This window comes from Kitasatospora sp. CB01950 (assembly GCF_001905465.1).
GTDB lineage: Bacteria > Actinomycetota > Actinomycetes > Streptomycetales > Streptomycetaceae > Kitasatospora.
The window spans coordinates 160,922-174,158 of record NZ_LISX01000002.1 but is presented as its reverse complement, the minus strand read 5'-3'; the positions used below and the strand labels follow the sequence as shown (position 1 = coordinate 174,158).

Below are 13,237 nucleotides of genomic sequence, written 5' to 3'. Positions count from 1 at the left end.
ATGCTGTCGCTGGTCACCTACCTGCGCGAGCGGCCCGGGGCCGAGGTGGCCGAGGTGGCGCGGGCGTTCGGGATCACCGAGCGCGAACTGATCGGCGACCTCAACGTGCTGCCGATGTGCGGCACCTCCTTCCGCGGCGGCGACCTGCTCGACATCGACACCGACGGCGAGCGGATCTGGTGGCACAACGTCGACGACGTCGCGCAGCCGCTGCGGCTGGCCGCCGACGAGGCCACCGCGCTGCTGGTCGCCGCCCGGGCCGTCGCCGGGCTCCCCGGCCTGCGCGAGCGGGACCGGCAGGCGCTCACCCGGGCCGTCGCCAAGATCGAGGACGCGGCCGGCGAAAGCGCCGAGTCGGCCGCCCGGATCGGCGTCACCTTCGAGGCCGAGGGCACCGTCTTCGCCGACATCGACCGGGCGCTCAGCGAGGGCCGGCTGATCTGGCTGCGCTACTGGTCGCACGGCCGCGGCGAGCTCACCGAGCGCGAGGTCGACCCGATCCGGCTGGTCACCGAGGGCCACACCTACCTGGAAGGCTGGTGCCGCACCTCCGAGGACCGGCGCACCTTCCGGCTCGACCGGATCGCCGAGATCAAGGTCCTCGACGAGCCCGCCAACCCGCCCCGGCTGCAGCCCCGCGACCTGTCCGCCGGCCTGGTCGCGCCCGCGGCCGACGACCCGCAGGTCGTGGTCGAGGTCGGACCCGGCGGCCGCTGGGTCGCCGAGTACTACACCCACGACAGCGCCGAGGAGCTCCCCGACGGCGGCCTGCGGATCACCCTGCGCTCCGCCGAACCGTCCGGGCTGCGCACGCTCGCCCTGCGGCTCGGGCGGGACGGCCGGATCACCGCCCCGCCGCAGCTCGCCGAACAGGCCCGCACCGCCGCGCTGGCCGCGCTGGAGCACTACCGGGACGGACAGGTCCGAACCACGTGACCGAGGGCACCAGATTCAAGGTGTACTGCTCGCAGTGCCGGGAGAAGGTCGAACTCCCGGCCGAGGAGTTCCGGCTGGCGCTCGGCGCCAGCCGGGAGCGCACCTTCTACAGCTTCACCTGCCCGGCCTGCGGAGCGTCCGTCCGCAAGATCGCCGGGGAGCGGATCGTCGCCGCGCTCACCGCGGCCGGCGTGCACACCATGCGGCTGCTGCCGGTGGACGGATAGGAAAGGCCCCGCACATGAACTGGACCCTGGTCGGCGCCGTCCTGCTGTCCACCGCCGGGCTGCTGGTGCTCGGCGCGCTCGCGGTCCGGCTGTGGCTGGACGCGCGGGCGCTGACCCGTGAGGTGGACGGGGCGGTCGCGGCGTTGCAGCGGGCCGCCGAGAAGGGCTGAGCGCGCGGGGGCCCGGCCGCCGGTGGTGGGGACCGGGTTCCCGGCGCGACACCCCGAGCGGCTACCATCGCCCGCAGAGGGGGAGCTCTGCCTCCCCGGACCTCCTGGATCTCCTGGATCTCCCGGACAAGGAAGGCGGTGCTGCGATGCGGATTCTGACACACCCCGCCTTGTTGCTGATCGTCGTGGTCTTCGCCGTGCTGCTGTTCGGCGGCAAGCGGCTGCCCGACGTGGCGCGGGGGCTCGGGCGGTCCCTGCGGATCCTGAAGAGCGAGGGCAAGGCGCTGCGCGGCGAGTTCACGGCCGGTGCCGCCGGCACGCCCGCCGCTCCACCTGCTCCCGCCGCCGAGCCGGAGCGGGTGGTCAAGACCGCTCCCGGCGCCTCCCGCACCGACCGGGCCGCCTGAACCGCAGGGCTGCCCCGCACCACTCCGACCACTGACGAGCGCACGATTCGAGGACCGGGTTGAGCAAGACGACCAAAGCGCCCAAGGACCCTGAGGGGCGGATGGCGCTGGCCGACCATCTGCGGGAGCTGCGCAACCGGCTGGTCAAGTCGCTGCTGGCGATCATCGTGTTCACGATCGCCGCGGCGTTCTACAGCAGGGAGCTGGTGCACTTCCTGATCGAGCCGCTGCCGGCGTGCGGCCCGGGCGGGGAGCTGCCCGCGGGCATGAAGCACTGTGTGGAGATCTCCACCATCGGCCTGACCACGCCGTTCACCATCGCACTGAAGGTCAGCCTCACGGCCGGCGTGGTGGCCGCCACCCCGGTCTGGCTGTACCAGCTGTGGAAGTTCGTTTCGCCCGGCCTGCACCGGCACGAGAAGCGCTACTCGGTCTCGTTCCTGGCGCTCGGCACCCCGCTGTTCCTGGCGGGCGCGGTGCTCGCGTACGTGATCATGCCGACCACCGCGATGATGCTGATCAGCTTCATCGCGGACGGCGTCAAGGCGATCGTGCCGGTCGAGACCTACCTGGACCTGATCACCCGCATGGTGCTGGTGTTCGGCCTGGGCTTCGAGCTGCCGCTGTTCCTGGTGATGCTGAACCTGATCGGCGTGCTCTCCGGCAAGCGGCTGCTGGGTTGGTGGCGGGCCATGGTGATGGGCATCACCGTGTTCGCGGCGTTCGCCACCCCGTCCGCCGACCCGCTGTCGATGCTGGCGCTGGCCGCGCCGATCTGGATGCTGTACTTCCTGGCGGTCGGCGTCTCGCTGCTCAACGACAAGCGCAAGCTGGCCCGAAACCCCGACGCGCTGCTGAGCGACGAGGAGGCCTCGGAGGTCGACCTGACGGTGGACGCCGTCGAGGACGCGGAGGCGGTGGGCGCCGCGGAGCCGGTGCAGGCGGCGCGGCACGACGACATCACCTGATCCCGCTCCGGCGGATCGCAGTGCGGACGGCCTCGGACCTGACGGTCCGGGGCCGTCCGGCGTTCCCGGGTGCGGCTTTTCGGGCGTGTCGGGAGGGGGTGGGCTTGTCGGTGATTCTGGACATGTGACATATTACTGACGTGTTGAAGCGAACCTCCTACGACGTCGTGGTGATCGGTGCGGGTGTGGTCGGCGCGGCGTGCGCGTATTACGCGGCCCGGGCCGGGCTGCGGGTGGCCGTGGTCGACCGCGGGCCGGTGGCCGGCGGGACCACCGGGGCCGGCGAGGGGAACCTGCTGGTCTCGGACAAGGAACCCGGGCCCGAACTCGACCTGGCGCTGCTCTCCACCGAGCTGTGGCGGGAGCTGGCGGACTCGCTCGGCGAGCAGGTCGAGTACGAGGCCAAGGGCGGTCTGGTGGTCGCCTCCGGGGCGGCCGGGCTGGACGCGCTGAACCGGTTCGCCGTCGAACAGCGGCGGGTCGGGGTGGAGGCCGTCGCGGTGGACGGGGCGGAGCTGCGGGAGCTGGAGCCGCACCTCGCCGAGGGGCTGCCCGGCGGGGTGCTGTACCCCCAGGACGCGCAGGTGCAGCCCGCGCTGGCGGCCGCGCAGCTGCTGCGGGCCTCCGGTGCGGACCGGTACCTCGGGGAGGCCGTGACGGCGCTGCGGCGCGGCGCGGACGGGTCGATCGCGGGGGTCGTCACCGAGCGGCGCGAGCTCGCCGCGCCCGCCGTGGTCAACGCGGCCGGCACCTGGGGCGGCGCGGTGGCCGAGCTGGCCGGGGTGCGGCTGCCGGTGCTGCCGCGGCGAGGGTTCGTGCTGGTCACGGAGCCGCTGCCGCGGGTGGTGCGGCGGAAGGTGTACGCCGCGGACTACGTGGCGGACGTCGCGTCCGGGTCGGCGGACCTGCAGTCCTCGGCGGTGGTCGAGGGGACGCCCGCCGGGCCGGTGCTGATCGGCGCCAGCCGGGAGCGGGTCGGGTTCGACCGGACGCTGCGGGTGGAGGTGCTGCGGCGGCTCGCGGCGCAGGCCGTCGCGCTGTTCCCGGTGCTGGGGACGGTGGCGGTCCAGCGGGCCTACCGGGGGTTCCGGCCGTACCTGCCGGACCACCTGCCGGCGATCGGGCAGGACGTGCGGGTGCCGGGCCTGTACCACGCGTGCGGGCACGAGGGGGCGGGGATCGGGCTGGCGCCGGCGACGGGGCTGCTGATCGGCCGTCAACTGGCGGGCGAGGACGTCGGGTTCGATCTCTCGCCGTTCCGGCCGGAGCGGTTCGAGGGGGCGGACGAGGGTTCCGCCGGCTCGGGTCCGGGAGCGGAGTAGGTGGCGGCGCTGCCGGCGCCGGTCGGCGCGGGCGGGGGACGGGCGTTGCGCGTGGGGTGCGCGGGCGGCCGGGCGCCGGGTGCCGGCGGTGGGTGTGCGGGGGTTGTCGTGTGCGGTGGTTCGGGGCTGTTTGGGAGGTGTGAGCGTGGATCCGCTCGAATTGGTGGGTGCCGAGCCCGGCTCGGCGCGGTCGATTCTGTTCGACGGGCGGGCGGTTGCGGCGCTGCCCGGGCAGACGTTGGCGGCGGCGTTGTGGGCGGACGGCGTGGTGGCCTGGCGGGTGACGCGGGTCGGCGGGCGCCCCAGGGGGGCGTTCTGCGGGATCGGGCAGTGCTTCGACTGTCTGGCGACCGTGAACGGGCGTCCGAACCAGCGGCTGTGCCTGGTGCCGGCCGAGGACGGCGACGTGGTGACCACGCAGGAAGGGCACGGCCATGGTGAACTCGCGGTCTGAGCGGGTGGGTTACGACCTCGCGGTGATCGGCGCGGGGCCTGCGGGCCTGGCGGCGGCGGACGCCGCGGCCGGCCTGGGGCTGCGGGTGGCGCTGGTGGACGCGGGGTCGCGGCTCGGCGGGCAGTACTACCGGCATCCCGCGCCGGAGCTCGGGGCGGCGCGGCCGGATCGGCTGCACCACGGCTGGCGGACCTTCGAGTGGCTGCGCGAGCGGCTGGCGGCGGCCCCGCTGGTGGATTACCTGCCCGGGCACCACGTGTGGGCCGCCGAGCGGGGTGCGGACGGGTGGACGCTGCAGGCGACGCGCGGGCCGGAGGGCGGCGACCGGGTCGCCGTCGAGGCCCGGGCCGTGCTGCTGGCGACCGGTGCGTACGAGCGTCAACTGCCGTTCCCCGGTTGGACGTTGCCCGGCGTGGTGAGCGCCGGCGGGGCGCAGGCGATGCTGAAGTCCGGGCTGGTGCTGCCGGGGCGGCGGATCGTGGTGGCGGGCAGCGGTCCGCTGCTGCTGGCGGCCGCGTCCTCGCTGACGGCCGCCGGGGCGCGGGTTCCGGCGATCGTCGAGGCGACGGGGTACCTCGGGTACGCCCGCGGGCTTCCGGTGCTGGCGGGCAACCCCGGCAAGCTGGCGGAGGGCGCCGACCACGCGCGGCGGCTGCTGCGGCACGGGGTACGGTTGCGGCTCCGGTCCGCGGTCGTCGAGGCGCACGGCAGCGACCGGGTCACCGGCGTCACCGTGGCCCGGCTGGACGCCCGGTGGAAGCCGGTGCCCGGCACCGAGCGGCGGATCGCGTGCGACGCGCTCGCCGTCGGGCACGGACTCGTCCCGCAGATCGACCTGGCCGTCGAACTCGGCGCGGACACCGTCACCACCGCCGACGGCACCGCCGCGCTGCGGGTGGACGCCCAGCAGCGCACCACCGTGCCCGGACTGTGGGCGGCGGGGGAGACCTGCGGCGTCGGCGGGGCCGACCTGGCGCTCGCCGAGGGCGTGCTCGCCGCCTACTCGGTGGCGCAACGACCGGCTCCGGCCAAGGAGTTGGCGGCGCGCCGGCGGCGGCGGGCGTTCGCCGCGCTGATGGCGGCCGCGCACGCGCCCGGGCCGGACTGGACGGGCTGGGTGACCGACGACACCGACGTCTGCCGGTGCGAGGAAGTCCCGGCGCGGGCCGTCCGGGAGGCCGTCACCGAACTCGGCGCGGCCGACGCGCGCACCGTCAAGCTGCTGACCCGGGCCGGCATGGGCTGGTGCCAGGGCCGGATGTGCGGGCCCGCCGTGGCCTGCCTGTCCGGCGGCCCGCTCGGGCGGCCCGACAGCCGACCGCTGTCCTGTCCCGTTCCGCTGGCCCAACTGGCCGAGCAGGACGGGTCGTCGGAACTCTCCGAGTAGAGCGTCGGCGAGGGCCTTGCGTCCTCGTCGAGGATTTGTAAAATGTCACACATCATATCGAGGGAGACCCCCGTGACTCGCACCGCCCACGACCCCGCCCGCCCCTGGCGCGGAATCATGGTCGCCACCACCCTGCCGTTCCGCGCGGACGGCGGCGTGGACTACGACGCCTACGCCGAGCACGTCAGCTGGCTGATCGACAACGGCTGCGACGGCGTCGTCCCCAACGGCTCGCTCGGCGAGTACCAGACCCTCACCGCCGAGGAGCGCGCCAAGGTCGTCACCACCGCCGTCGAGGCGGCCGGCGACGGCTCGCGCGTGATGCCCGGCGTCGCCGCCTACGGCAGCGCCGAATCCCGCCGCTGGGCCGAGCAGGCCGGCGAGGCCGGGGCCGGCTCCGTGCTGCTGCTCCCGCCGAACGCGTACCGCGCCGACCACGACGCCGTCCGCGCCCACTACGCCGAGGTCGCCGCCGCCGGCGTGCCGATCGTCGCCTACAACAACCCGATCGACACCAAGGTCGACCTGGTCCCCGCGCTGCTCGCCGACCTGCACGCGGCCGGGCACATCGTCGCCGTCAAGGAGTTCACCGGCGACGTCCGCCGCGCCTACGAGATCGCCGAGCTCGCCCCCGAGCTCGACCTGCTGATCGGCGCCGACGACGTCCTGCTGGAGCTCGCCGTCGCCGGCGCGGTCGGCTGGATCGCCGGCTACCCCAACGCGCTGCCCGCCACCTGCTCCGAGCTGTACCACGCCGCCGTCGCCGGCGACCTGGCCACCGCGCTGCCGCTCTACAAGTCGCTGCACTCGCTGCTGCGCTGGGACTCCAAGACCGAGTTCGTCCAGGCCATCAAGCTCTCCATGGACCTGGCCGGCCGCAACGGCGGACCCACCCGCGCCCCGCGGCTGCCGCTGCGCCCCGAGATCGAGGGCGCCGTGCGCGCCGCGACCGAGAAGGCGCTCGCCGAGGGCCACAAGTAGGCCCTCTCTTCCGGATCTTGCCGGGCGCGCGACGCCGGATCATCCCGCCTGAACGCACCGGCAAACCATCCAAGTACACCCAGTACGAGGACGGTTCGCCGCCACGCCCAGCCGGGCGCCCGACGCCGCGCGCCTGTCCGACAAGATCCAAAAGAGAGGGCCTGGGCCCGTCGTCCAAGCACCGGTCCGGACCGGCGACCTCGGGGGCGCACGGTCCGGGCCGGACCACCAGCCGTCAGGAGAGAACACCGCGATGCGGACCCGCCACGTCTTCCACGCCGTCGACTCGCACACCGAAGGCATGCCCACCCGCGTCATCACCGGCGGCTTCGGCACCATTCCGGGCGCCACGATGGCCGAGCGGCGCACCCACTTCCAGCAGCACCTGGACCACTTCCGCACGCTGCTGATGTACGAACCGCGCGGCCACTCCGCGATGAGCGGCGCGATCCTGCAGCCGCCGACCCGGCCGGATGCCGACTTCGGAGTGCTGTACATCGAGGTCTCCGGCCTGCTGCCGATGTGCGGGCACGGCACGATCGGGGTCGCGACCGTGCTGGTCGAGACCGGGATGGTGCCGGTGGTCGAGCCGGTCACCACGGTGCGGCTGGACACCCCCGCGGGCCTGGTGGTCGCGGAGGTCGCGGTGCGGGACGGGGCCGCGGTGGGCGTCACCATCCGCAACGTGCCGTCGTTCTCCGCCGCGCTGGAGCGCAAGATCGACGTGCCCGGGTACGGGACGGTGACGTACGACCTCGCGTACGGCGGCAACTACTACGCGATCCTGCCGCTGGAGCAGTTCGGGCTGCCGTTCGAACGGGAGCGGAAGGACGAGATCCTGGCGGCCGGGCTCGCCATGATGGACGCGATCAACGCCTCGCCGGAGCAGCGGCCCGTGCACCCGGAGAACCCGTCGATCCACGGCTGCCACCACGTCCAGCTGCTCGCGCCCGGCTCGGACGCGACGCACTCGCGGCACGCGATGGCGATCCACCCCGGGTGGTTCGACCGTTCGCCGTGCGGGACGGGGACCTCGGCGCGGATGGCGCAGCTGCACGCGCGGGGCGAGTTGGCGATCGGGGCGGACTTCCGCAACGACTCCTTCCTGGGGACGACGTTCATCGGGCGGCTGGTGGAGGAGACCACGGTGGCGGGCCTGCCTGCCGTCGTTCCGACCGTCACCGGGCGGGCCTGGGTGACGGGGACGGCGCAGTACTTCCTCGACCCGACGGACCCCTTCCCGGCGGGGTTCCTGCTGTAGCGCACGCGTGGGGTAGTGGGGGAATGGGGGAGTGAGCAGGCGGGTGGGACCGGGGTACGGGCGGCGGCGCGGGTTCGTGGCGTGCGGCTCGGCGGAGTCGGGCGTGGCGTCCGTCCTCCGTGCCCCGATTCGACCCGCCTGCTCGTTCGGCTGTACCGGCGGTTCTTCTAGTGAGAGGTTTTCTGATCGTGAGCACCATCGACTCGTACAACCCGGCTTCGCCCGAGGATCTCGTCGTCTCGGCAACAGCCGTGGGGGCCAAGGGAGTTGAGGAGGCGATCGCGCGGGCGCGGGTCGCACAGCGGGAGTGGTGGGCGCTCGGCGCGGCCGGGCGGTCGGCTGCGCTCGGGCGGGCCGCGGCGGCCGTGGAGGCGGCGGCCGAGGAGCTCGTCGCGCTGACGGTGCGCGAGGTCGGCAAGCCGCTCGCGGAGGCGCGCGGCGAGGTGGCGCGGACGGTCGCGATCTGGCGGTACTACGCGCAGGCGCCGTTCGCCGCGTCGGGCGAGGTGCACGAGCCGGCCGCCGGGCAGGGCCTGCTGCTGACGCGTCGCCGGCCGTACGGCGTCGCCGGCCTGGTGACGCCGTGGAACTTCCCGCTGGCGATCCCGACCTGGAAGGCCGCGCCCGCGCTGGCCGTCGGCAACACCGTGGTGCTCAAGCCCGCCCCCGAGGCGACGGCGTGCGCGCTGCGGCTCGCCGAGCTGGCCGGGCTGCCGGACGGGGTGCTGACGGTCGTCCCGGGCGGCGGCGAGGAAGGGGCCGCGCTGGTCGGCGGCGTCGACGTCGTCTCGTTCACCGGCTCGACGGCCGTCGGCCGGCTGGTGGTCGCGGCGGCGGCCGAGCGGGGCATTCCCGTGCAGGCGGAGATGGGCGGGCTGAACGCGGCCCTGGTGCTGCCGGACGCCGACATCGCGCAGGCGGCCGCGCACCTGGCGTCGGCGATCGCCGGATACGCGGGGCAGAAGTGCACGGCGACCAGCCGGGTGATCGCCGTGGGCGACGCCTACGAACCGCTGGCGGAGGCGCTGGCGAAGGCCCTCGGACAGATCCGGGCGGTCGACCCGGCGGGCGCGGGCGCGGTGTGCGGGCCGGTGATCAACCGGCAGGCGCTGGAGCGGCTGACCGACGCCGTCGACAGCGCGAAGGCCGCCGGCGCGACCGTGCTGGCGGGCGGGACGCGGGCCGACGACCTCGCGGGCTGGTACCTGGAGCCGACGCTGCTGGAAGGCGTGCCGGGCGAACACCCGCTGGCGAGCGAGGAGTTCTTCGGGCCGGTGGCGGTGCTGATCGGCGCGGCCGACCTGGACGAGGCGATCGCGCTGGCCAACGGGACGCGGCACAGCCTGTCGACGTCCGTGCACTCGCGGAGCCTGGACGTCGCGCTGGCGGCGGCGGACCGGCTGGACGCGGGCATGATCCGGATCAACGCGCCGAGCAGCGGCGTGGACTTCCACCTGCCGTTCGGCGGGGCGAAGGCCGCGTCGTACGGGGCGCGGGAGCAGGGACAGGCGGTGCTGGACTTCTACACGGCCTCGCGGACGGTGAGCGTGCTGCCGGCCGAGGAGTACTGACAGCCGCGCCGTCGGCCGGGGCGCGGGTCCGTCGCCCGCGCCCCGGTGCGGGCCCGTCGCCCGCGCCCCCGACGGCGCCCGTTCCTTGTCCAGTTCCGTTGTCACGTCTTGTCACGCCTTGTCACGTCAGGGAGTTGCCGATGAACATCACCACCACCGACTACCACACCGCCGGTGAGCCGTTCCGGATCGTCACCGGGGGGCTGCCGCCCGTGCCCGGCGACTCGGTCGCCGAGCGGCGGGCGATCGTCATCGGGGCGGGCGGCGAGGCGACGGCGCCGCGGCGCAGCGCGCTGGACGACGTGCGGCGCCTGCTGACCCGGGAGCCGCGCGGGCACGCCGGGATGTACGGCGGGTTCGTCGTCCCGGCGGACGACAGCGAGGCGCACTTCGGGGTGCTGTTCTGGCACAAGGACGGGTACTCGACGGCGTGCGGGCACGGGACGATGGCGCTCGGCGCGTGGGCCGTGGACACCGGGCGGGTGCCGGCCCCGGAGGACGGGACGGCGCTGGTGCGGATCGACGTGCCGTCGGGCCGGGTGAGCGCGACGGTGCACCGGCGGGAGGGCCGGACGACCGCGGTGACGTTCCGCAACGTGCCGACCCGGGTGCTGGCGCGGAAGGTCGAACTGGCCGTCTCCGGAACGACGGTGGCGGTCGACCTCGCGGACTCCGGCGCGGTCTACGCCTCGCTGCCGGCCGCCGCGCTGGGCCTGGCCGTCGTCCCCGACCAGTTGACCGCGCTGACCGCCGCCGGGCGGGAGATCCGGGCCGCGCTGGAGGGCCACCCCGTGCTGGCGGAGCACCGGGACGGCGTCTACGGCGTCATCCTGTACGACGAGCTGCCCGACACGCCGTCGGGGCCGTACCAGCGCAATGTGACGGTCTTCGCGGACGGGCAGATCGACCGCTCGCCGTGCGGGTCCGGCACCTCCGCGCGGCTGGCGCTGCTCGCCGACGAGGGGGCGCTGTGGCCGGAGCAGATCCTGCGGCACGACTCGATCATCGGGACGGTGTTCACCGGCCGGGTCCGCGGCCAGGAGGCGGGCGGCGTGGTCACCGAGGTCACGGGCACCGCGCACCGCACCGGCGAGCACCAGTTCGTGCTGGACGGCGACGACTCGCTGGGAGCGGGGTTCCTGCTGTGAGGCCGACGCTGGAGTTGACGATCGACCACCCGGCGGCCGTCGAGGCCCTGGAGCGGGTGCTGCTGGCCGGGCTCGACGTGGAGAGCTGCCCGCAGCGGTCGGTGGTGCCGGTGCCCGCCGGGGAACTGCTGCTGATGCCCGCCGCGGCGGGCGGGTTCGCGGGCGTGAAGATCGCCGGGGTGGCGCCCGCCAACCCGGCGGCCGGGCTGCCCCGGATCACCGGCAGCTACCTGCTGCTGGACGGCCCGACCCTGCAGCCGCTGGCCCTGCTGGACGGCGCGGCGCTCACCGCGCTGCGCACGCCCGCCGTCACGGCGCTGGCGCTGCGCGCGCTGGCGCGCCCGGACGCCGCGCACCTGGTGGTGTTCGGCGCGGGACCGCAGGCGTTCGGACACGTGGACGCGCTGCGTGCGGTGCTGCCGCTGGAACGGGTGACGGTGGTGGCGCGCCGGGCCGACGCGGCCGAGGAACTGGTGCTCTACGCCCGCGAGTCGGGCCTGGAGGCGGTGGCCGGCGGGCCGGAGGCGGTGGCGGAGGCGGACGTGGTGGTGTGCTGCACCACGGCGCGCACCCCGCTGTTCGACGGCCGACTGGTGCCGGACGGCGCGGTGGTCGCGGCGGTCGGCTCGCACGAGCCGGACGCGCGCGAGGTGGACGCCGAACTGGTGGGCCGCGCGGACCTGTTCGTGGAGGCGCGGGCGGTGGCCCGGCGGGAGGCCGGGGACCTTCTGATGGCCGGGGCGGCCGAGGAGCGGATGAATAATCTGTCAGAACTGGTGACCGGAACGGCCGTTGTCCGTCATGATCGGCCGAGGTTCTTCAAGAGCGTCGGCATGGCCTGGCAGGATCTGGCGGTGGCGGCGGCGCAGTACGACCGCGCGGGGTCCGACGGAAGCTGATCCGACGGAGACGGGTTCGGCGGAAGCCGATCCGACGGAAACGGATCAAGGCGTTCACTCTCCGCAACGTGACATTGTACAATGGGGATCTGTTGAAACCCCGGAGGAACGCCATGTCCGACCTGAAGCCCCGCAACCTCATCTCCGTCCAGGAGCGGCTGCGCGACCAGGTCGCCCACGCCCTGCGCGCCGCACTGATCTCCGGCGAGCTGCGCCCGGGCGTGGTGTACTCCGCGCCCGCGCTGGCCGCCGACTTCGGGGTCTCCGCCACCCCCGTCCGGGAGGCGATGCTCGACCTGGCCCGCGAGGGCCTGGTCGAGGCCGTCCGCAACAAGGGCTTCCGGGTCACCGAGCTCAGCGAGCGCGACCTCGACGAGTACACCGAGATCCGCGCGCTGATCGAGGTCCCGACGGTCGGCCGGGTCGCCGGCGTCGCCACCGCCGAACAGCTGGAGGCGCTGCGCCCGCAGGCCCAGGCGATCGTCGCGGCCGCCCGCAAGCACGACCTGATCGGCTACCTGGAGGCCGACCGGCAGTTCCACCTCGACCTGCTGGCCCTGGCCGGCAACACCCGCCTGGTCGAGACCGTCGGCGACCTGCGCAAGCGCTCCCGCCTGTACGGCCTCAACCGGCTCGACCAGCGAGGCGAGCTGGTCTCCTCGGCGGAGGAACACCTCGAACTGCTGGACGTGCTGCTCACCGGCGACGCCAAGGCCGCCGAGGAGTGCATGACCCGGCACCTCGGCCACGTCCGCCACCTGTGGGCGCAGGGCGAGCAGGGCTCGGTCGGGCGCTGACGGTCGGGCGGTTTGGCGGTTGGGTGCTGACGGTCGGGCGGTTGGGTGCTGACGGTCGCGGGCGGTCAGGTGGTGGGGCGGCGGGGCGTGCGGCTGCGGGAGGAGTGGCCGAGCTCCGGGCCCAGGCCGAAGTAGTGGCGGAAGTTGTAGACCAGCGGGCTCCACGCCGCCGGTTCGACGTAGTCGGTGCCGGCGACGGTGATCGACTCGGCCGCGTGCACCCGCAGGACGTGCGCCTCGGCGACGAGGAACTCGCCGGTGGCGTCGGCGCGCAGATCCGCGACCCGGGCCTCCAACTGGAGCGGGCACTCGGCAACCCGGGGCGGCGCGACCAGCTCGGCGGGCTGCGCCGTCAGGCCCGCGTGGGCGAACTTGTCGCGGACGAAGTGCGCCGCGTCCGGCCGACCGGTGGTGTCGCCGAGCCGCTCCACCTGTCGCCACAGCTGCGGGCCGGGGACGTTGATCACCAGCTCGGGGCGGGCGGCGAGGTTGTGGGAGGTCCGGCCGTCCGGGCCGAGACCCAGGACGACGGTGCGGTCCAGCGCCCAGGCGGAGGAGATCGGCGCGAGGTTGACCGCGCCGGCGGCGTCGACCGTGCTCAGCAGGACGACCGGCGTGCCGAAGTAGAGGATGTGCGGCTCTATCGCGCGGTGCGGAGCGGCGGTGTGGTGCGGCGAGGCGGTGTGGTGCGGAGCGGCGGTGTGGTGCG

15 protein-coding genes are annotated in these 13,237 nt (G+C 74.5%); 14 read left to right on the top strand and 1 reads right to left on the bottom strand.

All coding sequences use genetic code 11. From position 1 onward, the window contains the following. The 14 genes from AMK19_RS05540 to AMK19_RS05480 all read left to right on the top strand — a co-directional run bounded on the left by AMK19_RS05540 (position 1) and on the right by AMK19_RS05480 (position 12,528). Entirely contained in the window at positions 1-936 is a 936-nt protein-coding gene (locus AMK19_RS05540) for a helix-turn-helix transcriptional regulator (protein ID WP_073809511.1), read from the top strand. Further along, entirely contained in the window at positions 933-1,163 is a 231-nt protein-coding gene (locus AMK19_RS05535) for a hypothetical protein (RefSeq protein WP_073808620.1), read from the top strand. Before AMK19_RS05540 ends, AMK19_RS05535 begins: the two co-directional genes overlap by 4 nt. A gap of 14 nt (positions 1,164-1,177) precedes the next feature. Beyond that, on the top strand, positions 1,178-1,333 hold the full coding sequence (locus AMK19_RS35855; protein ID WP_158071869.1) for a hypothetical protein: 156 nt from the start codon (positions 1,178-1,180) through the stop codon (positions 1,331-1,333). Positions 1,334-1,479: 146 nt separating this feature from the next. Next, positions 1,480-1,740 (top strand): twin-arginine translocase TatA/TatE family subunit, encoded by a 261-nt coding sequence (locus tag AMK19_RS05530; RefSeq protein WP_073808619.1) that lies wholly within the window; start codon positions 1,480-1,482, stop codon positions 1,738-1,740. A gap of 101 nt (positions 1,741-1,841) precedes the next feature. Beyond that, positions 1,842-2,708 carry a twin-arginine translocase subunit TatC gene (gene tatC, locus AMK19_RS05525; protein WP_073808617.1) on the top strand — a complete coding sequence of 289 codons (867 nt, stop codon included), beginning with the start codon at positions 1,842-1,844 and terminating at the stop codon, positions 2,706-2,708. A gap of 140 nt (positions 2,709-2,848) precedes the next feature. Next, a complete protein-coding gene (locus AMK19_RS05520; protein WP_073808616.1) occupies positions 2,849-4,030 on the top strand; it encodes an NAD(P)/FAD-dependent oxidoreductase in 1,182 nt (393 codons plus the stop codon). Between the two features lie 145 nt (positions 4,031-4,175). Then, positions 4,176-4,484: a (2Fe-2S)-binding protein gene (locus AMK19_RS05515; RefSeq protein ID WP_380475377.1), complete on the top strand. Its 309-nt coding sequence runs from the start codon at positions 4,176-4,178 to the stop codon at positions 4,482-4,484. Further along, positions 4,465-5,871 (top strand): FAD/NAD(P)-dependent oxidoreductase, encoded by a 1,407-nt coding sequence (locus AMK19_RS05510; protein ID WP_073808613.1) that lies wholly within the window; start codon positions 4,465-4,467, stop codon positions 5,869-5,871. Before AMK19_RS05515 ends, AMK19_RS05510 begins: the two co-directional genes overlap by 20 nt. Positions 5,872-5,913: 42 nt before the next feature. Continuing rightward, positions 5,914-6,852: a dihydrodipicolinate synthase family protein gene (locus tag AMK19_RS05505; protein ID WP_073808611.1), complete on the top strand. Its 939-nt coding sequence runs from the start codon at positions 5,914-5,916 to the stop codon at positions 6,850-6,852. A 253-nt stretch (positions 6,853-7,105) separates the two neighbouring features. Next, positions 7,106-8,113, top strand: coding sequence for a proline racemase family protein (locus AMK19_RS05500; RefSeq protein WP_073808610.1), 1,008 nt, complete (start codon positions 7,106-7,108; stop codon positions 8,111-8,113). Positions 8,114-8,301: 188 nt separating this feature from the next. Further along, positions 8,302-9,684: an aldehyde dehydrogenase family protein gene (locus tag AMK19_RS05495; protein ID WP_073808608.1), complete on the top strand. Its 1,383-nt coding sequence runs from the start codon at positions 8,302-8,304 to the stop codon at positions 9,682-9,684. A 140-nt stretch (positions 9,685-9,824) separates the two neighbouring features. Then, positions 9,825-10,832, top strand: coding sequence for a proline racemase family protein (locus tag AMK19_RS05490; protein ID WP_073808607.1), 1,008 nt, complete (start codon positions 9,825-9,827; stop codon positions 10,830-10,832). Beyond that, positions 10,829-11,731 (top strand): ornithine cyclodeaminase family protein, encoded by a 903-nt coding sequence (locus AMK19_RS05485; protein ID WP_073808605.1) that lies wholly within the window; start codon positions 10,829-10,831, stop codon positions 11,729-11,731. Before AMK19_RS05490 ends, AMK19_RS05485 begins: the two co-directional genes overlap by 4 nt. 113 nt (positions 11,732-11,844) lie before the next feature. Then, positions 11,845-12,528 (top strand): GntR family transcriptional regulator, encoded by a 684-nt coding sequence (locus tag AMK19_RS05480; RefSeq protein WP_073808604.1) that lies wholly within the window; start codon positions 11,845-11,847, stop codon positions 12,526-12,528. Between the two features lie 65 nt (positions 12,529-12,593). On the opposite strand, the gene AMK19_RS05475 is transcribed toward AMK19_RS05480, so the two are convergent. Beyond that, positions 12,594-13,172: a flavin reductase family protein gene (locus AMK19_RS05475; RefSeq protein WP_073809508.1), complete on the bottom strand. Its 579-nt coding sequence runs from the start codon at positions 13,170-13,172 to the stop codon at positions 12,594-12,596. Between the last annotated feature and the right edge of the window lie 65 nt (positions 13,173-13,237).